The sequence below is a fragment of the Nocardia sp. alder85J genome (genome assembly GCF_020176955.2).
Lineage (GTDB): Bacteria > Actinomycetota > Actinomycetes > Mycobacteriales > Mycobacteriaceae > Nocardia.
Map to the genome: position 1 here is coordinate 1,186,013 of NZ_JAIUCZ020000001.1, position 18,979 is coordinate 1,204,991.

Annotated in this window: 22 protein-coding genes; 6 read left to right on the top strand and 16 right to left on the bottom strand. The window is 69.8% G+C overall.

Annotation, left to right across the window (positions count from 1 at the left end; all coding sequences use genetic code 11):
* Nucleotides 1-2 precede the first annotated feature (2 nt).
* The 5 genes from nuoD to LBW94_RS05520 form a co-directional block, all read right to left on the bottom strand.
* Entirely contained in the window at nucleotides 3-1,340 is a 1,338-nt protein-coding gene (gene nuoD, locus LBW94_RS05500) for an NADH dehydrogenase (quinone) subunit D (RefSeq protein ID WP_225060759.1), read from the bottom strand.
* Nucleotides 1,340-2,104, bottom strand: a complete 765-nt coding sequence (locus LBW94_RS05505) for an NADH-quinone oxidoreductase subunit C (protein ID WP_225060758.1) — start codon at nucleotides 2,102-2,104, stop codon at nucleotides 1,340-1,342. The genes nuoD and LBW94_RS05505 overlap by 1 nt, the downstream gene beginning before the upstream one ends.
* A complete protein-coding gene (locus LBW94_RS05510; RefSeq protein WP_225060757.1) occupies nucleotides 2,101-2,655 on the bottom strand; it encodes a NuoB/complex I 20 kDa subunit family protein in 555 nt (184 codons plus the stop codon). The genes LBW94_RS05505 and LBW94_RS05510 overlap by 4 nt, the downstream gene beginning before the upstream one ends.
* A 28-nt stretch (nucleotides 2,656-2,683) precedes the next feature.
* Nucleotides 2,684-3,064 (bottom strand): NADH-quinone oxidoreductase subunit A, encoded by a 381-nt coding sequence (locus tag LBW94_RS05515; RefSeq protein WP_225060756.1) that lies wholly within the window; start codon nucleotides 3,062-3,064, stop codon nucleotides 2,684-2,686.
* A gap of 335 nt (nucleotides 3,065-3,399) precedes the next feature.
* Nucleotides 3,400-3,819 (bottom strand): hypothetical protein, encoded by a 420-nt coding sequence (locus tag LBW94_RS05520; RefSeq protein WP_225060755.1) that lies wholly within the window; start codon nucleotides 3,817-3,819, stop codon nucleotides 3,400-3,402.
* A gap of 160 nt (nucleotides 3,820-3,979) precedes the next feature.
* Here LBW94_RS05520 and LBW94_RS05525 point away from each other — a divergent pair, with 160 nt between their 5' ends.
* Together LBW94_RS05525 and LBW94_RS05530 are read left to right on the top strand one after the other, a co-directional pair.
* A complete protein-coding gene (locus LBW94_RS05525) occupies nucleotides 3,980-4,408 on the top strand; it encodes a CBS domain-containing protein (protein WP_225060814.1) in 429 nt (142 codons plus the stop codon).
* A gap of 494 nt (nucleotides 4,409-4,902) precedes the next feature.
* On the top strand, nucleotides 4,903-5,415 hold the full coding sequence (locus LBW94_RS05530; protein WP_225060754.1) for a PASTA domain-containing protein: 513 nt from the start codon (nucleotides 4,903-4,905) through the stop codon (nucleotides 5,413-5,415).
* Nucleotides 5,416-5,457: 42 nt separating this feature from the next.
* Here the strand turns inward: LBW94_RS05530 and LBW94_RS05535 are convergent, their stop codons facing one another.
* The 5 genes from LBW94_RS05535 to LBW94_RS05555 all read right to left on the bottom strand — a co-directional run bounded on the left by LBW94_RS05535 (nucleotide 5,458) and on the right by LBW94_RS05555 (nucleotide 10,206).
* Nucleotides 5,458-5,619, bottom strand: a complete 162-nt coding sequence (locus LBW94_RS05535; RefSeq protein ID WP_225060753.1) for a hypothetical protein — start codon at nucleotides 5,617-5,619, stop codon at nucleotides 5,458-5,460.
* Between the two features lie 369 nt (nucleotides 5,620-5,988).
* Nucleotides 5,989-6,447 carry a MarR family winged helix-turn-helix transcriptional regulator gene (locus LBW94_RS05540; RefSeq protein ID WP_225060752.1) on the bottom strand — a complete coding sequence of 153 codons (459 nt, stop codon included), beginning with the start codon at nucleotides 6,445-6,447 and terminating at the stop codon, nucleotides 5,989-5,991.
* On the bottom strand, nucleotides 6,444-8,225 hold the full coding sequence (locus LBW94_RS05545; protein ID WP_225060813.1) for an MFS transporter: 1,782 nt from the start codon (nucleotides 8,223-8,225) through the stop codon (nucleotides 6,444-6,446). The genes LBW94_RS05540 and LBW94_RS05545 overlap by 4 nt, the downstream gene beginning before the upstream one ends.
* Nucleotides 8,226-8,425: 200 nt before the next feature.
* Nucleotides 8,426-9,136 carry a YoaK family protein gene (locus tag LBW94_RS05550; RefSeq protein ID WP_225060751.1) on the bottom strand — a complete coding sequence of 237 codons (711 nt, stop codon included), beginning with the start codon at nucleotides 9,134-9,136 and terminating at the stop codon, nucleotides 8,426-8,428.
* Between the two features lie 128 nt (nucleotides 9,137-9,264).
* Nucleotides 9,265-10,206: a patatin-like phospholipase family protein gene (locus tag LBW94_RS05555; RefSeq protein WP_225060750.1), complete on the bottom strand. Its 942-nt coding sequence runs from the start codon at nucleotides 10,204-10,206 to the stop codon at nucleotides 9,265-9,267.
* 299 nt (nucleotides 10,207-10,505) lie between these two features.
* On the opposite strand from LBW94_RS05555, the gene LBW94_RS05560 reads away from it, so the two are divergent.
* Nucleotides 10,506-11,204, top strand: a complete 699-nt coding sequence (locus LBW94_RS05560; RefSeq protein ID WP_225060749.1) for a carboxymuconolactone decarboxylase family protein — start codon at nucleotides 10,506-10,508, stop codon at nucleotides 11,202-11,204.
* On the opposite strand, the gene LBW94_RS05565 is transcribed toward LBW94_RS05560, so the two are convergent.
* Together LBW94_RS05565 and LBW94_RS05570 are read right to left on the bottom strand one after the other, a co-directional pair.
* Nucleotides 11,191-12,312: an NAD(P)H-dependent flavin oxidoreductase gene (locus LBW94_RS05565; protein ID WP_225060748.1), complete on the bottom strand. Its 1,122-nt coding sequence runs from the start codon at nucleotides 12,310-12,312 to the stop codon at nucleotides 11,191-11,193. The two genes, LBW94_RS05560 and LBW94_RS05565, sit on opposite strands and share 14 nt — an antisense overlap.
* Nucleotides 12,313-12,429: 117 nt before the next feature.
* Nucleotides 12,430-13,383 (bottom strand): GlxA family transcriptional regulator, encoded by a 954-nt coding sequence (locus LBW94_RS05570; protein ID WP_225060747.1) that lies wholly within the window; start codon nucleotides 13,381-13,383, stop codon nucleotides 12,430-12,432.
* A 71-nt stretch (nucleotides 13,384-13,454) separates the two neighbouring features.
* On the opposite strand from LBW94_RS05570, the gene LBW94_RS05575 reads away from it, so the two are divergent.
* The gene (locus LBW94_RS05575) at nucleotides 13,455-14,663 is read left to right on the top strand and encodes an MFS transporter (RefSeq protein WP_225060746.1); all 1,209 of its coding nucleotides are present in this window, start codon (nucleotides 13,455-13,457) and stop codon (nucleotides 14,661-14,663) included.
* Between the two features lie 11 nt (nucleotides 14,664-14,674).
* A complete protein-coding gene (locus tag LBW94_RS05580) occupies nucleotides 14,675-15,331 on the top strand; it encodes a TetR/AcrR family transcriptional regulator (protein WP_225060745.1) in 657 nt (218 codons plus the stop codon).
* 211 nt (nucleotides 15,332-15,542) lie between these two features.
* Here LBW94_RS05580 and LBW94_RS05585 read toward each other — a convergent pair whose 3' ends face one another.
* Complete coding sequence (locus LBW94_RS05585) at nucleotides 15,543-15,818, bottom strand: hypothetical protein (protein WP_225060744.1); 276 nt, start codon at nucleotides 15,816-15,818, stop codon at nucleotides 15,543-15,545.
* 36 nt (nucleotides 15,819-15,854) lie between these two features.
* Between LBW94_RS05585 and LBW94_RS05590 the strand changes: the two genes are divergently transcribed.
* Complete coding sequence (locus tag LBW94_RS05590; protein ID WP_225060743.1) at nucleotides 15,855-16,505, top strand: hypothetical protein; 651 nt, start codon at nucleotides 15,855-15,857, stop codon at nucleotides 16,503-16,505.
* On the opposite strand, the gene LBW94_RS05595 is transcribed toward LBW94_RS05590, so the two are convergent.
* The 3 genes from LBW94_RS05595 to LBW94_RS05605 form a co-directional block, all read right to left on the bottom strand.
* Complete coding sequence (locus LBW94_RS05595; RefSeq protein ID WP_225060742.1) at nucleotides 16,495-17,091, bottom strand: TetR family transcriptional regulator; 597 nt, start codon at nucleotides 17,089-17,091, stop codon at nucleotides 16,495-16,497. The genes LBW94_RS05590 and LBW94_RS05595 overlap by 11 nt on opposite strands.
* Complete coding sequence (locus LBW94_RS05600) at nucleotides 17,081-18,607, bottom strand: MFS transporter (RefSeq protein ID WP_225060741.1); 1,527 nt, start codon at nucleotides 18,605-18,607, stop codon at nucleotides 17,081-17,083. The genes LBW94_RS05595 and LBW94_RS05600 overlap by 11 nt, the downstream gene beginning before the upstream one ends.
* Before the next feature lie 74 nt (nucleotides 18,608-18,681).
* Nucleotides 18,682-18,912: an ester cyclase gene (locus LBW94_RS05605; RefSeq protein WP_225060740.1), complete on the bottom strand. Its 231-nt coding sequence runs from the start codon at nucleotides 18,910-18,912 to the stop codon at nucleotides 18,682-18,684.
* Nucleotides 18,913-18,979: the final 67 nt, after the last annotated feature.

Consider the following 18,979-nt stretch of genomic DNA (forward strand, 5'->3'; position numbering starts at 1 on the left):
CGTCATCGGTCGACTCCGCCCATCACCGGGTCGATACTGGCCACCGCCGCGATCACGTCGGCGACCATGCCGCCCTCGCACATCGCCGCCACCGCTTGCAGATTCGTGAACGACGGGTCCCGGTAGTGCACCCGGTACGGGCGGGTGCCGCCGTCGGACACCATGTGCACCCCGAGTTCCCCGCGCGGCGATTCCACCGCCGCGTACACCTGGCCCGCCGGCACCCGCATCCCCTCGGTGACCAGCTTGAAGTGGTGGATCAGCGCCTCCATCGAGGTGCCCATGATGCGGCCGATGTGCGCGGGGGAGTTGCCCAGCCCGTCGGGACCCAGTTGCAGATCCGCGGGCCAGCCGATCTTCTTGTCGTCCACCATGACCGGGCCCGGCCGCAGCCGGTCCAGGCACTGTTCGACGATGCGCAGCGACTGCTTCATCTCCTCCACCCGGATGAGGTAGCGGCCGTAGCAGTCGCATCCGGTGTCGGTGATCACGTCGAACTCGTAATCCTGGTAGCCGCAATAGGGTTGGGACTTGCGCAGATCGTGCGGTAACCCGGCCGAGCGCAGCATCGGGCCGGTGATGCCCAGGGCGATGCAGCCGGTGAGGTCCAGGTAGCCGACGCCGCGGGTGCGGGCCTTCCAGATCGGATTCTCGTTGAGCAGCCGTTCCAGGTCGCGCAGCCGTTTCGGCATGAGCTGCAACAGGTCCCGGATCTCGCTCACCGCGTTGCCGGGCAGGTCCTGGGCAATGCCGCCGGGCCGGATGAAGGCGTGGTTCATCCGCAGGCCGGTGATCGTCTCGAACACGTCGAGCACCAGTTCCCGCTCCCGGAACCCGAACAGCATCGGCGTCAGCGCGCCCAGTTCCATCCCGCCGGTGGCCAGCGCCACCAGATGGGAGGAGATGCGGTTGAGTTCCATCAGCAGCACCCGGATCACGGTGGCGCGCTCGGGAACAGCGTCGGTGATGCCGAGCAGCTTCTCCACCGCCAGGCAGTACGCCGTCTCGTTGAAGAACGGCGACAGGTAGTCCATCCGGGTCACGAAGGTGACACCCTGCACCCAGTTGCGGAATTCGAGATTCTTCTCGATGCCGGTGTGCAGATAGCCGATGCCGCAGCGGGCCTCGGTGACGGTCTCGCCCTCGATCTCCAGGATCAGCCGCAGCACCCCGTGTGTCGACGGATGCTGCGGGCCCATGTTGACGACGATGCGCTCCTCGGCGACCCCGTCGAGGGACTGTCGCACATCGTCCCAGTCCTGGCCGACGACGGTCACGGTACGCTCCGGCGTCGCGTCCGCGGGGTTGCGCTGGTCACCCCGGGTATCGATGTCGCTCATCAGCTGTACGCCCTCCGCTGGTCGGGCGGCGGGATACGCGCGCCCTTGTACTCGACCGGGATCCCGCCGAGCGGATAGTCCTTGCGCTGGGGATGGCCACGCCAGTCGTCGGGCATCGTGATCCGCGTCAGGGCGGGATGACCGTCGAACAGGATGCCGAAGAAGTCGTAGGTCTCGCGCTCGTGCCAGTCCGTGGTGGGATACACCGCGTACAGCGACGGGATCCGCGGATCGGCGTCGGGCGCCGACACCTCGAGCCGCACCCGCCGGTTGTGCGTGATCGACAACAGCGGGTACACCGCGTGCAGTTCCCGGCCGGCGTCGTCGGGATAGTGCACGCCGCTGACGCCGAGGCACAGCTCGAACCGCAGCGCCGGATCGTCGCGCAGCGCCCGGGCCACCGCGACCAGACGATCGCGGTGCACGTGCAGGGTCAGCTCGTCGCGGAACACCACGACCTTCTCGATGGCGAGACCGAACTCCTTCTCCGGCAATGCCTTCCGCAGCAGGTCGACCAGTTCGTCGAAGTATCCGCCGTACGGCGGCGCGGTGCCGCCGGGCAGGTTCACGGTGCGGATCAGGCCGCCGTAACCGGAGGTGTCGCCGCTGCCGCTGACGCCGAACATGCCGTGCCGCAGGCCGATCACCTCGTCGCCGCCCTCGGCCGGTCCGGCGGCCGAATTCGCCTGGCCCGCAGGCTCTTCCGCGGCCTGAGCGGCACCGCCACCGGAATCGCCGGTCCGGTCCGGAGTGTCGAAGGTCATCGCAGCAGCCCCCTCATCTGGATGGTCGGGGTGGAGGCCAGCGCGGCCGCCTCGGCGGCCCGCACCGCCTCCTCGCGGTTCACGCCCAGCGGCATCTGCTGGATCTTCTCGTGCAGCTTCAGGATCGCGTGCAGCAACATCTCCGGCCGCGGCGGGCAGCCGGGCAGATAGATGTCGACCGGCACCACATGGTCGACGCCCTGCACGATCGCGTAGTTGTTGAACATCCCGCCCGACGAGGCGCAGACCCCCATGGCCAGCACCCATTTCGGCTCGGTCATCTGGTCGTACACCTGGCGCAGCACCGGCGCCATCTTCTGGCTCACCCGGCCGGCGACGATCATCAGATCCGCCTGCCGCGGCGAGGCGCGGAACGCCTCCATACCGAACCGGGCGAGGTCGTATCGCCCGGCGCCGGTGGCCATCATCTCGATCGCACAGCAGGCCAGCCCGAACGTCGCGGGCCACAGCGAGCCCTTGCGTAGATAGCCGGCGAACTGTTCGACCGTGCTCAGCAGGAAACCACTGGGCAGTTTCTCCTCGAGACCCATGCCGAACCCACCCACTTCCCTGTCGTGATCAGTCCCAGCTCAATCCGCCGCGCCGCCATTCGTAGGCGTACGCCACCGAGACGTTGAAGAGGAACAGCGCCATCGCGACGAGCCCGAACACGCCGAGCGCGTCGAGGTGTACCGCCCACGGGTACAGGAACACGATCTCGATGTCGAAGATGATGAAGAGCATCGCGGTGAGGTAGTACTTCACCGGAAAGCGTTGTCCCGCAGCATTTCCCGGACCGCCACCGATGGCGTGCGGGGTGGGCTCGATACCGCATTCGTAGGGTTCGAGTTTGGCCCGGTTGTGGCGGCGGGGGCCGATGACGGTGGCCAGGACCAGGGATCCCAGTCCGAACGCCGCGGCGACGGCGCCGAGCACGAGCGTGGGCACCTCGGTATTCACAACTGCGTTACCTCTCTCCTCGACGGCGGTGTGACGGCAGCAGCTGCCGAGGCGGGCTGACGTCGTCGTCTGCCGGGGCCAGTCGCGCCTCGAGGTGTGCTCAGCAGAGGGTGCGGGGATTCATATCACCGGATGCTCTCATGTGAGCTACGGCACAGCCTACAGCCGATCGTTATGGATACCTGTGCTTTCGCCCCGGCATTTGATCGAATACCGGACAGTCACTTATGACGAAAACGGCGCAATCGGCGCGAACCGGACGGCCGGACGGTTCGCGGTGGTACGCGCGCGGGCGCCGCCGCCACGAGCGTGGCGGCGGTGTCGAACGGGGAATCTCAGGCGGCGGAGCGGCTGTGCAGCGCGGTGGCGGCCGCCTCGGCCAGCCGGAACGGATCGATCGGGTGCGAGGCCACCGCCTCCGCGCGCGACCAGTTCGCCAGCCAGGCGTCGTCGGGCCGCGCGGTGATCACCAGAATCGGTGGGCAGGAAGCGATTTCGTCCTTGAGCTGTTTGGCCAGCCCGAGCCCGCCGGTGGGCGCGGCCTCACCGTCGAGCACGATCAGGTCGATGCCACCGGCGTCGAGCTGCTCGAGCACCACCGCGGCGGTGGCCACTTCCAGATAGTCGAACGGTGGTAGATCGGCCCGTGGGCGCGGGCCCAGGGCGGTCGTCACCTGGCGGCGCGTATCGGCGTCGCTCGAATACACCAGCACCCGCACCGCGGCGGAACGGTTCGCATCGGCCACCTTTCGCATGCTACGTCCGCGGCGGCCCGCGCGGGGTCAGGTTCGCCCAGCGCGCCGCGCGCCGAGGGCCGCCCGCGACCCCGCCGGAGTGGAATCGGGCCTGTTCAGCGGGCTCGGAACGCGAGATATTTGTACATACGCGAAGGGGCGACGAGGAAGGGCGATGACGATGCGTATCTCGGAGATCCTGCGCCGGAAGGGCGCGGATGTCGTGACCATCGTGCCGGAGGCGACGGTACGCGAACTGCTCGGACTGCTGGCCGAGCGCAATGTGGGAGCGGTGGTGGTGTCCCGGGGCGGCGGCACGCTCGACGGCATCGTGTCCGAACGCGACATCGTGCGGCGGCTGCACAAGGTCGGCGCGGCCCTGCTGGACCGCCCGGTCGCCGACATCATGACCGCGGTAGTGCACACCTGCTCGCCGGACGACCACGTGGAGAGCCTGCGGCCGACGATGACCGAGCACCGCATCCGGCATCTGCCGGTGCTGCGCGACGGCCGGATGGTCGGCATCGTCAGCATCGGCGATGTGGTGAAGAGCGCGATCTCGGAATTGCAGACCGAGCGCGAGCAGCTCGTGCACTACCTCCAGGGCTGAGCGCGAATTTCATCAGCTCGTAACACCGATAATCAATGGTGAGGCCGTCGGTGAGCGCATTATTTCGATGGGCGGACGTTCGATTCGCAGGCTCGCGGTGGACGACACCGCAGATCGGGTGGGGTCCGGGATGTGCATTGTCCCTCGGACCTCACCGCCCGATTTGGTCGTCGTACCGTGTGCGGACCTCCGCCGACCACGTGTGAAAAGTTCCGGCGGGCGAGCCGGAAAACACCGCCGCCCGCATCCGGAAAATTCGCCGCAGGCCGCGGCGGATTTTCCGGCCGCGAGGCGGCCGGTGTATTTCCGGTCGGCGGTCGCCGACTCTCCTCCGACCGGCGCCGCGGCCGGTATGTCGCCGGGCAATCGCCGGCGCGCGGTGTCCTCCGAGGTTGCCGCGACGGTGAGCGGGGGACCCCGGCGCACGGGCGCGCCGCTGCGGCTATAGGGTGCGTGGCGCAGCGTGCCGCCCACCCACCACGACAAGGACTTCCATGCGCCGCCCCGCCGTGATCGTGCCCGTCTCGGTCGTTTTCGTGACCGTCCTCGCCGCCGTCGCCGGATGCGGCGATTCCGGTGCGGCCCACAGTGTCTCGGCAACCTCCCGGCCGCCGGTCGCCGCGGGTTCGCCCGCACAGGTTCCGGCCACCGTGGCGGCGGCCCCGAGTTCGGTTGCGGCAGCGCCCGATTCGTCCACCACCGAGCCGTCGTCGAGCAGCGCCACACCCACGACGACCGCCGTGAAGGCGGCCGTCCGCTGTGCCGCACAGGGCTGGCCGCAGCCGATCCCGGACTTCCGCGGGCAGCCGCTGGCGGCCACCGTCGTGGGTGCGGGACTGTGCTACGCCATCACCGGCGTGGCCACCGCCGACGGACACGACGTGATGCACGATCCGAGAAGTTTCACCACGCCGTGGACGATCACCGGGCAAACACCGGATCCGGGCACGGCGGTGGCCGCGAACACCCCCGTCACCTTGACCGTGGCGGCAGCGCCGCAGGGCTAGGCCCGCCGGAATCCGGTGGGCCGCTGGATATCCGCCGGTTATCTAGCCGGCGACGGGCGGGACGGGGTGCTCGGCGGGGGTCTGCATGATCTGCTGCCACCAGGCGGTCAGCGGGCTGGGATCGGGCCAGACGACAGTGTCGGTGAGCGAATCGTCGCTCTCCCGTGACGTCACCGGCGTGGTCTGCGGGCGGGAAATCATCACGAATCTCCTCCGGAATCCGTGTGGACCCCGAAACCCGCAGCGATCATACGTGTTCCGGGGCTGGTGCCTCCGGCTCACAACGCTGTGAGTGATCCAGATCTTGTCGGTAGAATTCCGCTCTGTATACCAGGAACCGTAATTTCGATCAAGGATCGTTGATATGACGGCGATTCTTTTCGATGTGAACATCGATCGGGCCGGGTGTTTGCTGATTCCCGTGATCACCTTTGTGCGCTCGACGGCGTCGAGTTGCCGAGGGCATGGCAATCAACAGTGTTCCCGCGCAAAAGTTCCGGTAAACATCTCCGGAAAATGAATACCGACCGGCAGGTAGTGGCAAATGGCGCAAATGTGACAGTGCGCGGCGGATCAGTCGGCCGATCGATCGTCCAGAAGGGTGACGAGTTTGGTGAGACCCGCGATCAGCGTGCCGCGCTCGCCCGGCTCGAGCTGTTCCAGCGTGGCGGCGAAGCGCTGGATGCGGGCGGAGGTGAGCCCGTTGACCAGCCCGTGGGCCTGTTCGGTGGCGCTGAGCAACTGCGCGCGGCCGTCGCCGGGGTCCGCGGTGCGCTCGACGTAGCCGAGCTTCTCCAGGCCGGACACCATCCGCGACATGGTCGGGGCGGTGACGTGTTCGACGGCGGCCAGATCGCTGAGCCGCATCGGGCCCGAGCGCACCAGGGTGCCCAGTGCGCCGGCGGACCCCTGGCTCAGCGATCCCAGGTCCCCGGAGCGGCGCAGCACGCGGGTGATCCGCCCGATGGCGAGGTACAGATCCGCCGCCTCGGCCAGTTCCTCGGTGCTGCGCGAACGCTCCTGCTGGATCATCGGTTGGCCGCTCCTACCCGGTCGTCGCCGACGCCCTCGTCGGTGCCGACGCCGCCGGTGGTGCTGTCCGTTTCCGAAAGTATGCCCTCTCGAACGGCTTCCGCGAGTTCGGCCTGCTCGTCCACGGCCTCGCCGTTGCCGGCGAACCAGGAGGCGACGGCTCCGATCAGCATCATCGCCGCGGCGGCGAGGAACACGACCACCAGTCCGGAGTGGAACGGCCCGGAGATCAGGCGCGGGAAGAACTCCTGCCCGGTGAGCACGTCACCGTGCACGCCCGGCTGATTCAGCGCACCGGTCGGCGCCAGCATCTCCTTGATCGGGTTGTAGCCCAGGAAGGCCGCGAACAGGCTGCCCACCGGCGGCGTGTTCGACAGCTGGTCGGCCAGTTGCGGCGAGACGCCCTGCCCGCGCAATCCGGAACTGAGAGCGCCGGGCAGCGTACTGGACAGGCCCACGATCATCAGCGAGAAGAACAGGCCGATCGACAGCGCCGAACCGCCGTTGAACAGCGTGCCGCGCATGCCGGAGGCGGCGCCGCGCTGGGCGGCCGGCGCGCTGGACATCACGGCCGCGGTATTGGGCGAGGCGAACACACCCGAGCCGACGCCGTTGACGAAGATCAGCGCCGCGAACAGCCAGTAGTTGAAATCGACCGGGATCAGGATCAGCCCGACGAAACTGGCCGCGACGATCACCAGGCCACCGACGGCGAACGGCCGGACGCCGAACTTGTCGGACAGGAAGCCCGAGATCGGGCCCGCGGCGAGGAAGCCGATCGTGGTCGGCAGCATGTAGATGCCCGCCCACAGCGGCGTGGACTCGTAACTGAAGCCGTGCAACGGCAGCCAGATGCCCTGTAGCCAGATGATCAGCATGAACTGCATACCGCCGCGGCCCACCGAGGCCATCAGCCCGGCCAGGTTCGCCAGGCTGAACGCGGGATTGCGGAACAGCGACAGGTTGAACATCGGCTGCGCCACCGTGGACTCGATCACGCAGAACGCGATCAGCAGCAGGATGCCGCCGGCGATGGCGCCGAGCACCCACGGGTTGGTCCAGCCGGTGTTGGAGCCGCCATAGGGCTGGATGCCGTACGTGATGCCGGTCAGCAGCGCGGTGAGGCCCACCGCGAAGGTCACCGTGCCCGGTAGGTCCAGGGATCCGGAGCTGCGCTGGCCGAAGTCCTGCAACGAGCGGTACGACCAGACGGTGCCGATCACCGAGAACGGCACGCTGACCCAGAACACCGCCTTCCAGTCCCATTCGGACAGCACGCCGCCGATCAGCAGGCCCAGGAACGAACCCGCGATGGCCGCGACCTGGTTGATGCCCAGCGCCATACCGCGCTGGTTGGCGGGGAAGGCGTCGGTCAGGATGGCCGCCGAGTTGGCCATCAGCATCGCGCCGCCGACGCCCTGGATCACGCGCCACGCGATCAGCCAGATGGCGCCGCCGCCGTGAATGAACGGGTCCAGCGACGTCGCGATCGCCGAGATCGCGAAGACGACGAAGCCCAGGTTGTAGATCCGCACCCGGCCGAACATGTCGCCGAGCCGACCGAACATCACCACCAGCACCGCGGAGGCGAGCAGGAAGCCCATCATCATCCACAGCAGGTAGCTGACATTGCTCGCCGACAGCGGATTGAGGTCGATGCCGCGGAAGATCGCCGGCAGCGAGATCAGCACGATCGACGAGTTGATGGTGACGATCAGCATGCCGAGCGTCGTATTGGACAGCGCGACCCACTTGTAGTTCGGGTGGTCGCGGTCCATGCGCCGCCGGCGCTGGATGGTCTGCACGTCGCCGACGTCGAGACCACCGGGTGGTGTGGCGGAAGCCAAGGGAGTTTCCCTCCGGAGAAGATTCGGACAGGGCCTCCACTTAATGTAGTTGCGTAAGGCTAACTAACTAAATCCTGGCGACGCGAGATGCGTCACAGGACGAATCGACAGCCGTCGCGGGGGTCGGCCGCTCAGGCTCGATCGTGGCGGCGCACCCAGCGCAGATCGGCCCGCCAGGTGTAGGCGGCCACCAGCGCGGAGGCGATCACGGCCGCGTTCAACATGTCGCGGCCGTCGATGATCAGCGAGACCAGGCCGCCCAGCAGCGCGCCCAGCGCGAACGACAGATACTGCACCGCGTAGCCCAGCCACTCCCGGTGCGTGCCCCCGCCGACCAGGTGCCGCTCCAGCCCCTGGGCGAACTTCACCAGTGTTCCGGTGACGTAGGTGACCGGGATCGACACCTCGCCGTTGCGGACGAACGAGGTGTTCAGATTGCCCATCGCGAACGATACGAACAGGATCGGCACCAGGCCCAGGTCGCGCTCGTGCGCGTACAGGCTCCAATCCAGCAGGGCCGCGGCCGCCAGCACGGCCGTGGCCAGCACGGTGGACCCGTGTGGATGGTTGCTCGACCAGCGCCAGCGCCGGAACACCGAACCGACGAACACCCCCGCCAGGAAGCAGGCGATCAGGCCCGCCGCACCCAGTGCCAGATTGCGGTCGCCGAGGAATCCGCCGATCACCGCGCGCTCGGTGTTGCCGGTCATGAAGGTGACGAAATACCCGTCGGAGTGCGTGTAGGCCGCTGCGCCGACGAATCCGGCCAGCACCAGCAGCACCGAGGACAGCTCGGTCTCCAGATTCCAGAACGGCTCGGGCGGATCCGGCGTCGGGGTCACGGCAACAGGCTAGCAACCATGCTCGGCGTTGCGGGCGTGTCGAATACGGCACGCGGATCGCCGCCGCGATCGGCACTGGCTGCCATCGCGCACTGGCTGCACGATGGCAGCCAGTGCGCGAATCCCGTTCAGCTCGCCGGTGCCACCGCGGGCAGGTAGGGGGCGAGGGCGTCGGTGGTCGCGGCCCGGCCCAGCGCGAGCGCCCGCAGCAGGGTCCGGGAGTCGCGCGCGACGCGGCCGATGGTGGGTGCGCCCAGCGGCGGCCGCACCTGCCACACCGCGGGATGACCGGCCAGCAGTTCCTCGTCGCGGGCGTGTACCTCGACGCGGGTCAGCCAGGTGTCCACGACGCCGGGGGCGTGCCGGGACAGGAATCGGGTCACGATCCGGTTCTCCAGGCCCGAGGGCGCGCCGGCTCGCTCGTCGGCCCGGCGGGTGCGCAGCACCAGCACGTGGGTGGCGCCCTGGGCCAGAGCGGTACGGATCGGCACCGGCTCGGCGAGGCCCGCGTCGACGAAGCGGCGGCCGCCGAGCTCGACCGGATGTTCGGCCAGGATCGGCAGGCAGGTGGTGGCCCGCAGCGCCCGCTGCAACGCGGCCACATCGGTGAGATACGGGTGCAGGTCGACCGCGGCGCCGGAGGCGGCGTCGGTGCCGATCGGGTGGAAGGTCACCGGATTGGCCAGGATCGCCGGGAAGTCCATCGGCACGATGTGCCCGTACACCGAGTGCACCAGGAACGGGGTATCGACGACCCGGCCACCCCACAGCAACCGGGCCGGCGAGATCACCCGCCGCACCACGTCCGCATGCCAGGCCCGCTCGGAGCCACGGGCCCGGCCGCACAGCAGCCAGGCCCCGTTCAGGGCCCCGGCCGACGAGCCGTACACGGCGTCGAAACAGGACAGCAGGCCCAGTTCCTCCAGCGCCATGACCATGCCGTGCGAATAGGCGCCGCGTGCCGAACCGCCCTCCACGACCAGCGCCAGCCGCGCCGCGTCGGTGCGCGCGCCGGGCGTGCTGCCCGCCGCCTGCCGCGCCGCGATCAGTTCGCCCACACTCCGCGACACCGCGTCGACCTCCCGTAGCACCGAATTCGCCCGAACCACCCGGGTCCTCGGTCTCGTGTCTAACACAGGGCCGCCGGCATCGATGTGGCAGCCGGTGCGGTCCGGCACTCGGTGCGGCGATCGGACCGCGCGGTTCGGACGGCGGCGGAGTCGTAGCGATGTGCGATGATTGCCCCGAAGCATGTGACCCGAACTGCTGTTCTGCCGTGAGCCGGCCCACCGTAACGCGCCGACTCGTTCTGCCGAGAATTCGCTGTGCTGCCGTGAGAGTGCGTCATCGAAACGGACAGGGGACGGACATGGTCGACTGGTTACCCACTGCGGAGGTGCGCGCGGTCGCACCGGTCCTGGACAGGTACTCGCAATCGGTGCTGCTGGGCGAGGTGTGGAAACGTCCCGACCTGTCGCCACGCGACCGCAGCCTCATCACGGTGTCGGCGCTGATCGCCCGCAATCACCTGTCCGACCTGTCGTATCACCTGTACTGGGCGCTCGACAACGGCATCACCCCGGCCGAACTGTCGGAGATGGTCACCCACCTGGCGTTCTACGCCGGGTGGGCGGATGCGCTGGCCGCGGTGCCGACCATCAAGAAGGTGTTCGACCATCGGGGGATCGGCCGCGAACAGCTGCCGCCGGTCGACGAGGACCCGCTGCCGCAGGACACGGCCGCCGAGGCGCGCCGGGCCGACGAGGTGGCACGGAATTTCGGCGAGGTCGCACCGGGCGTCGTGCAGTACACCACCGAGCTGGTGTTCGGCGACCTGTGGCTGCGGCCGGGGCTGGCGCCGCGCGACCGCAGCCTCGTCACCATCGCCGCGCTGGTGGCCACCGGGCACGTCGAGCAGATCACCTACCACCTCGACCGCGCGCTGGACTCCGGGCTGACCGAGGCCGAGGCCGCCGAGGTGCTCACCCATCTGGCCTTCTACGTCGGCTGGCCGAATGTGTTCGCGGCCATGCCGATCGTCAAGGACGTGCTGGCTAGCCGTTGTTGAGCTTGTTCAGCCGCTCGCAGGCGGTCAGGTACTCCTCGATCAGCCGCTGGATCACGTCGGCGGTGCGCTCCACCCTGGTCAGCTGCCCGACCACCTGGCCCACCGGGTTGAAGTTCACGTCCTTGGCGGCCTCCGGATAGCGGTGGCCGCGCTTCACACCGTCCAGGGCGACCATCATCTGCAACGGCATCGGCAGCGGGTCCGGGGTGTCGGAACGCTCCCATGCCTCGGTCCAGTCGTTGCGCAGCATGCGCGCCGGTTTACCGGTCCACGCTCGCGAGCGCACGGTGTCGTGGCTGGTGGCGTCGATGTAGGTCTGCATCTGCGCCGGCGGCACATTGGATTCCTCGACGGTCAGCCACAGCGAGCCGGTCCACGCACCGGCCGCGCCCATGGCCATCGCGGCGGCCACCTGGCGGCCGTCACCGATGCCACCGGCGGCCAGCACCGGCAGATCGCCGACCGCGTCGATCACCTGCGGCCACAGCACCAGCGAGGAGACCTCGCCGCAGTGGCCGCCGCCCTCGGTGCCCTGGCAGACCACGAAGTCCAGGCCCGCGCGCTGGTGGTTGAGCGCGTGCTTCACCGAGCCGCACAGCGCGCCGATCAGCCGACCGGAGTCCTGCACCTGCTTGATCACGTCGTCCGGCGGGGTGCCCAGGGCGTTGGCGACCAGCTTCGCCTTCGGATGCCGCAGGATCACCGCCACCTGCGGGGCGGCGGTGGTGGCGGTCCAGCCCAGCAGTTGATTGTGGTGCTCGTCCTCGGGCAGGCGCGGCACGCCGTGATCGGCGAGGATCTTCTCCGCGAAATCGCGGTGGCCCTGCGGAACCAGTTCGGCGAGTTTGTCTTCCAGTTCCTCCGGGCTCAGTCCGTCTATACCCTTGCCCTCGTACTTGGAGGGGATCACCAGGTCGACGCCGTACACGCCGTGCACGTGCTCGTCCAGCCAGGTCAGCTCGATCTCGAGCTGTTCGGCGGTGAATCCGACCGCGCCCAGGACGCCGAGCCCGCCTGCGTTGCTCACCGCAGCGGCGACATCGCGGCAGTGGGTGAAGGCGAAAATGGGGACGTCGATGCCCAGCCGTTCACAGATCTCGGTACGCATGGCGCAGTGGACTCCTTTTCTAGAACATGTTTCATTATCAGCCTAGAACATGTTCCAGCCTGGCGGCCAGGGCGCCACGCCATACGTTGCGGCCGTGCGGATTCCGGCGCGACCGGATCAGCCGACGGGGTGTCCGGTGAAGGTGCGCCGGTAACTGTCGGGGCTGGTGCCGAGGGCGCGGCGGAAATGCCGGCGCAGCGTCGCGGCGGTGGCGAAGCCCGAGCGCTCGGCGACCAGATCGATGGTGTGGTCGGTGTGTTCCAGCAGTTCCTGCGCCCGCCGCAGCCGTTGCTGTTGCAGCCACGTGGACGGATTGGTACCGACCCGGTCCTGGAAGTGCCGGTGCAGTGAGCGCGGCGTCAGGTGGGCCCGCGCGGCCATGTCGTCCACGGTGATCGGCTCGCCCAGATGTGCCAGCGCCCAGTCCAGGACGGGCGTCAGCGGGTCGCGCTCCGATTTCGGCACCCGGGTGGTGATGTACTGGGCCTGGCCGCCCTCCCGGTGCGGCGGGGTGACCAGCCGCCGGGCCAGCTCGTTGACGACCGCGGCGCCGTAGTCCCGCCGCACCACGTGCAGGCACAGATCCATGCCCGCGGCCTTACCCGCCGAGGTGAGCACCCGCCCCTCGTCGACGTAGAGCACGTCGGCGTCGACGGTGATCGCGGGGTAGCGGCGGGCCAGCAGCGGGGCGTGGAGCCAGTGCGTGGTGGCCCGGCGGCCGTCCAGCAATCCGGCCTCGGCGAGCACGAACGCGCCGGTGCAGATCGACATCACTCGCGCGCCGCGCTCGTAGGCGGCGCGTACCGCACCCACCAGATCCGGCGGCGGGCGCAGCGCCTCGTCGTGACAGGCCGGGACGATCACGGTGTCGGCGCGGGCCAGATCGGCGTAGTCGTACTCCGCGATGAACCGGAACCAGCGGTCGACCCGGGCCTCCGCCGGGCCGCAGACCCGCAGCTCGTACCAGTCGGTGCCGGTGATTCCGGTGCGGTCGGTGCCGAAAACGGCACAGGGGGCCGCGAGTTCGAACAACGGCACGCCCTCGGACAGGGCGACGGCGACAACGCTCATGTCCGAAACTGTACGCCGGTTGTCGGATCGGACACTGTTGCCGGATTCGACCGCGGCGCAGGGTGGACGACATGCTGATTACACGAGATGAGAGCGCCCCGGCGGTGTCCCGGCGCGACTGGCTCGGCGCCGGAGTGGCGCTGGCGGCGATCGGCTGGGGCGCCAATCAGTTCTCCCCGTTGATCGTCATGTATCAACAGCGACTGGGGCTTTCGACGGCCACGGTGGACGCGATGTTCGGACTCTACGCCCTGGGCCTGGTGCCGGCGCTGGTGGCCGGCGGGCGGCTGTCGGACCGGTTCGGCCGCCGCCCGGTGCTGGTGCCCGCACTGGCGTTGTCGTTCGTCGCCTCCTGCCTGCTGATGGCCGGCGGCGTCGGCTGGCTGTTCGCCGGCCGCCTGCTCGCCGGGATCGCCAGCGGCGCCGCCTTCGGCACCGGCGCGGCCTGGGTACGGGAGTTGTCCGCCGCCGCGGGCGTGGCCGCCGCCGGGCCGCGGCGGTCGACGGTGGCGATGACCGCCGGATTCGCCGCCGGGCCGTTCGTGGCGGGCATTGCGGCGCAATGGCTTCCGGCTCCGACCGTGACCGCCTACCTGCCGCATCTGGTGCTGGTCGCGATCGCGGTGCCCGCCGCGCTGCGCACCCCGGAGGAACTGCGCGCCGCACCGCCGACGGCGACGATGGAAACTCTTGCGCCGCAACGACTCACCCGGCACTTCCTGCTGGTGCTGCTGCCGTTCGCGCCCTGGGTGTTCGGCAGCGCGGCGATCGCGCTGGCCTATCTGCCGACCCTGGTCGCGTCGCGGGTGGACCGGCCGCTGCTGTTCACCGCGATCACCACGGGTGTGGGTGCGGCGGCGGGCATCGCGGCGGTGCCACTGGCCGGTGCGCTGCGGCGGCTGCGCCCCGGCCGCGTGCTGCCGGTGGCGATGCTGCCGGTGCTGGCGGGCATCGCGATCGCGGCCTGGGCGGCGTCGAGCCTGGCTCCGGCGGCGGTGCTGTTCGCCTCGCTGTTCCTCGGATTCACCTACGGCATCACCCAGTTCTGCGGGCTGGCCGACATCCAGCAGATCGCCGATCCACGGTCGCTCGGCACGGCGACCGCCGTCTACCAGATGCTCAGCTACCTCGGCTTCGCCGTCCCGTTCCTGCTGGCGGTGGCCCACGAGCGCCTGCACCTGACCCCGTCGGCGCTGCTGCTGATGCTGCTCGCCGTGGCCGTGGTGTGCACGGGCTGGCTGGCCACCAGCCGTGGCCGGGAGCGAACAGCCCGCGGCTAGGCTCGTCGCCGATGGTCAAACGCGGATTGAGCCGGGACCGGCTGGTGGAGATCGCCCACGAGTACGTCGCCGCACACGGACTGGATGCCCTCACCATGCGCCGGCTGGCGGTGGCGGCCGAGGTGACACCCGGTGCGCTGTACAAACATCTGCGCGACCGCAAGGACCTGCAACGCGCGATGACCGACGCGATCTACCGGACCATCGACCTCGCCGATATCGACACCGGCCACCCGACCGTCGACCAGGTGATCGACTGCTGCGAGCGGATGCGCGCGGCGATGCTGAGCTTCCGCGACGGCGGCCGGATCGTCGCGGGCTCCTATTCCCCGTTCGGCGCGGCCTCACACCTGTCCGCAGTCCTGCGCACCCTGCTCGCGGCCGTCACCCGCCCGCCGTATCGGCCGGGCGATCTGGCCTCGGTACTCCGTTCCTACACAGTCGGTTTCGTCATCGAGGAACAGTCCTACCTGGAACTGGAGAGCACCGGCGAATGGCAGCCGCTGGTGGCGACCCTGCTCGCCGACGGCCCCGCCCGCGTCGACGAGTCCGGCGACCAGATCGCCCTCATGACCGGCGACCGCGACGAACGTTTCACCGCCGGACTGCGCACGGTGCTCACCGACGCCACCGTCGGCCCGGCCACGGGAGATTCCGGCGACCGATGAACACCGGCCCGGTCCGCCGTGGCGGAAATCCGATCACGATGCGGATCGCCGGGGGACCACCGGCCGACACCGTGACCACCTCCGACGGTAAGACGGTGTGTCACAGCCGGATTCGCCCGAACCGGCCCTCGCCCGGGGCGGTCGAGCCGTCGCCGGATTCGGTTCGAGTGCCGGGACCACGACGGGCTCCGACACTCGTCGAGCCCGGACGCTATTGCTTGCGGCGGCCCGCCAGCAGGCGCCGCACACGGCCGACCTGTTCCCGAATCGCGAGCAACGGCACGCTGATTCGGGGTGTCGCGGCCCCGTTGCCGAGGGCCGGTGCGGACGGCGGCTGGTCGGCACGCTCGGCCAAGCGGGCGTGCAGCTGCTCGCGGACCTGCTCCGGGGTGTATGCGCGGCGCTTGCGTTCTGCCTGCACGATGACCACTCCGGTGGCCGCGACCCCGGCCGCCCCCGCGAGACCCAATACTTTCCACCAGCGCATGCGTCTAGGCTAGTCGCCGTGCCACGCGAAGCGCCCATGAGCATCGACCTGGATCACGCGGCGGAGCTCGCCCGCACCGGAGATCTCTGGTTGTTCCGGGGTCACACCACCGCCGACCGCGCGATCCGCGGCCTCACCAACAGCCCGGTGAACCATGTCGGCATGGTGGTGGCCCTCGATGATCTGCCGCCGTTGATCTGGCATGCGGAACTGGGCCGGTCGCTGCCGGATGCCTGGTCGGGCACCCATCACCGCGGCGCCCAGTTGCACGATCTGCGGGCCGCGGTCGTGCGCTGGACCCACGAATACGGGCAGCAGGCGTGGATGCGTCAGCTGGATCGGCCGGTGACCGCCGCGATGGAGGATGCGGCGCTGCGGGTGGTCGCCCGGCTGGACGGCATGCCCTTCCCGTCCACCAGCGCGCTGGCGGGCCGCTGGTTCCTCGGCCGGGTGCCGATGCCGAAACGCCCGCGGCGCAACGACACCGAGACCGCGGGGCTGGAGAACGCGTACTGCGCGGAGATCGTCGGCATGACGTACCAGGCGATGGGCCTGCTGCCGGCGAAGCGGCCGAACTGGTACGACCCGGGCAAGTTCTGGAGCGGCGACCATCTGCGGCTGATCGGCGGCTACCGGCTCGGCGGCGAAATCGCGGTCGAGGTGCCGGACCCGGACGTCACAGACTGAGGCCGGATTCCAGCCGCGCGATCGCGCGGTCGACCAGCGCGACGACATCCGCCTCCGGGTCGTCGGCCAATTCGGCCAGCACCGCGGTCAGTGCGCCGACCACCGCCCCCGCGACCGTGCGCACCTCGAAATCGTCCGGATCGCGCCCGGCGCGCTCGGCCAGCGGAACCGCCAATTGCCGCATGGTCTGGAGCAATTGGTCGAGCATGGTGGCCCGCAGCGCCGGCACCGTGAGAATCAGGCCGGTCCGCTCCCGCAACTCGGCCCGCCGGGTGTCGGAGAGGTCGCCGAAGACCGCGACGAACGCCCGGCGCAGTGCGGTGATCGGCGGCAGGTCGGCGGGCTGGGCGCGCAGCGCGGCGATGATCCGCGGGTCGTATTCGTCCTGGAGGACGAGATCCTCCTTGGTGGGGAAGTACCGGTAGAAGGTGCTCTCGGACACCGCGGCGGCGTCGATGATCTGCTCGATCGTGGTGGCGTCGTAGCCCTGTTCGCCGAACAGGCGCAGCGCGTGGTCCAGGATCGTGGCCCGGGTCAGCGCCTTCTTGCGTTCGCGCAGACCGGGTTTCGCGGGATCAGACGGCATGCGCCGCCGCTCGGACGGGTGTGGCGGGCTGCCGGACCGGCAGCAGGGCCAGTGCCGCCACCGCGCCGGCCGCCGCGATCGCGGCGGCCACCAGCATCGACATATCCATTCCGTGCACGAAAGCATCCTGCACCATCGCCGCGAAGCCGGGTACGGGTGTCCGCTCGGCCACGGCCGCACCGCCGGTGACGCCGCTGCGCGCGGCCTCGGCGGCTGCCGGGGCCGGCCCGGCCGGGTCGAGCCGGGCCCGGTAGTCGGCGGCGAGCACACTGCCCAGCACGGCGGTGCCCAGCGGCGCGCTGGTCTTCTGGAAGGCCTGCACCACCGCGGAGCCGATCCCGCTGCGTTCCGGCGTCAGGGTGGTGACCGCGAGGGCCGTGACCGCGCTCAGCGCCAGTCCGGTGCCCGCGCACATCAGTGCCATCCAGGCCGCGACGAAGACCGTGCCCGACCCGCTTCCGGTGGTCGCGCCGAGCCCGGCGCCGGCGGCGTTGAGCGTGAAGCCCAGCGCCACAGTATATTTCGCGCCGAGCACGCGGGTGCACCAGGCCGCGGGCAGCGCCCCGGCGACCAGCCCGCCGACCAGCGGCAGCATCCGCAGCCCGGAACCGAGGGCATCGGTGCCGCGCACGGCCTGGAAGTACTGCGGCATCGTGAACAGCAGCCCGACCATGCCCATGCCGATCAGTCCGCCCAGCCCGGCGGCCGCGGTGAACGCGCGGGACCGGAACAGCGCCGGATCGATCAGTGGCCGGCCGCCGCGACGCGCGAGTTGCCGCTCCCACCGGAAGAATCCGGTCAGCGCGAGGCCACCGGCCACCATCGCCGAGACCGCGACCGGGTCGGTCCAGCCGCGCTGTCCCGCCTCGATCAGCCCGTAGGTCAGCGCGACCAGCCCGATCGTGGCGGCCGCGGTGCCGACCGGATCGAGACCGGGCCGCTGCTCCGCGCGTGACCTCGGGATCAGCAGGCCACCGACCACCAGGCCCAGCCCCACGATCGGCCCGTTGAGCAGGAACAGCAGGCCCCACCAGAAGTGCGACAGCAGCCAGCCGCCCAGGATCGGGCCGAGCGGCAACGCCAGGAAGTTCGCGGACTGGTAGATGCCGACCGCGCGGGCGCGCTGGTCCTCCTCGAACAGCACGGTCAGCGCCGACATCGCCATCACGGTGATGCCCGCACCCGCCACGCCCATCAGCAGCCGGGCCGCCAGGAACCACCCCGGCGAGGGCGCGCACGCGCAGCACACCGAGCCGATTCCGAACAGCCCCAGCGAGATCAGCATGGTGCCCTTGCGGCCGAACCGATCCCCGATCAGCCCGGCGGGCAGCACCGCCGCCGCGAGCACCAGCAGATATCCGGCGGAGAACCACTCCAGATCGGATTCCGTGGCATGCAGCGAGCGTGCCAGCGTGGGCAACGCCACCGAGAGCACGGTGCCGTCCAGGCTCACGGCCAGCACGTTCAGGCTGACCGCGCCGAGAGCCCACCAGCGCGCTGTGCCACTCGAAAACATGGGGACTCCTCCAATAGAAGGTAACCTTCTTTTGAATGTTACCTCCATAAAGCGCGGATGTCCCGGGCGACTTCTCAGTCCTCCGCCGGCCGGTCCCAGCCCAGCTGGATGAACATGCCCAGCCGGTCGCTGACGGCCCGGATCTCGGTGATGACGCCGTCGGCCGGGGTGAAGATCCAGATCTGCTCGATATCGCGGGCCCGGCCGGTCGGCTGGCCGCCACCCGCCCGGCGGTGACGCCGCGCACCCTCCACACCGCGGTGCGCGGCCGGATTCGGCCTCGGCCGCGCCCTCGACGCGATCAACACGCTGACGGTGTTCGTGGTGGCCCGTGCCGCGTGGGAGTCCCGCCCCGCCGCGGGTACCGACGAC

Excerpts from the sequence above, each read along its gene's own strand:
- nuoD (WP_225060759.1), bottom strand. The coding sequence starts at position 1,340 with ATGAGCGACATCGATACCCGGGGTGACCAGCGCAACCCCGCGGACGCG.
- LBW94_RS05505 (WP_225060758.1), bottom strand. The coding sequence starts at position 2,104 with ATGACCTTCGACACTCCGGACCGGACCGGCGATTCCGGTGGCGGTGCC.
- LBW94_RS05510 (WP_225060757.1), bottom strand. The coding sequence starts at position 2,655 with ATGGGTCTCGAGGAGAAACTGCCCAGTGGTTTCCTGCTGAGCACGGTC.
- LBW94_RS05520 (WP_225060755.1), bottom strand. The coding sequence starts at position 3,819 with ATGCGAAAGGTGGCCGATGCGAACCGTTCCGCCGCGGTGCGGGTGCTG.
- LBW94_RS05525 (WP_225060814.1), top strand. The coding sequence starts at position 3,980 with ATGCGTATCTCGGAGATCCTGCGCCGGAAGGGCGCGGATGTCGTGACC.
- LBW94_RS05530 (WP_225060754.1), top strand. The coding sequence starts at position 4,903 with ATGCGCCGCCCCGCCGTGATCGTGCCCGTCTCGGTCGTTTTCGTGACC.
- LBW94_RS05540 (WP_225060752.1), bottom strand. The coding sequence starts at position 6,447 with ATGATCCAGCAGGAGCGTTCGCGCAGCACCGAGGAACTGGCCGAGGCG.
- LBW94_RS05545 (WP_225060813.1), bottom strand. The coding sequence starts at position 8,225 with ATGGACCGCGACCACCCGAACTACAAGTGGGTCGCGCTGTCCAATACG.
- LBW94_RS05560 (WP_225060749.1), top strand. The coding sequence starts at position 10,506 with ATGGTCGACTGGTTACCCACTGCGGAGGTGCGCGCGGTCGCACCGGTC.
- LBW94_RS05565 (WP_225060748.1), bottom strand. The coding sequence starts at position 12,312 with ATGCGTACCGAGATCTGTGAACGGCTGGGCATCGACGTCCCCATTTTC.
- LBW94_RS05570 (WP_225060747.1), bottom strand. The coding sequence starts at position 13,383 with ATGAGCGTTGTCGCCGTCGCCCTGTCCGAGGGCGTGCCGTTGTTCGAA.
- LBW94_RS05575 (WP_225060746.1), top strand. The coding sequence starts at position 13,455 with ATGCTGATTACACGAGATGAGAGCGCCCCGGCGGTGTCCCGGCGCGAC.
- LBW94_RS05580 (WP_225060745.1), top strand. The coding sequence starts at position 14,675 with ATGGTCAAACGCGGATTGAGCCGGGACCGGCTGGTGGAGATCGCCCAC.
- LBW94_RS05585 (WP_225060744.1), bottom strand. The coding sequence starts at position 15,818 with ATGCGCTGGTGGAAAGTATTGGGTCTCGCGGGGGCGGCCGGGGTCGCG.
- LBW94_RS05590 (WP_225060743.1), top strand. The coding sequence starts at position 15,855 with ATGAGCATCGACCTGGATCACGCGGCGGAGCTCGCCCGCACCGGAGAT.
- LBW94_RS05595 (WP_225060742.1), bottom strand. The coding sequence starts at position 17,091 with ATGCCGTCTGATCCCGCGAAACCCGGTCTGCGCGAACGCAAGAAGGCG.
- LBW94_RS05600 (WP_225060741.1), bottom strand. The coding sequence starts at position 18,607 with ATGTTTTCGAGTGGCACAGCGCGCTGGTGGGCTCTCGGCGCGGTCAGC.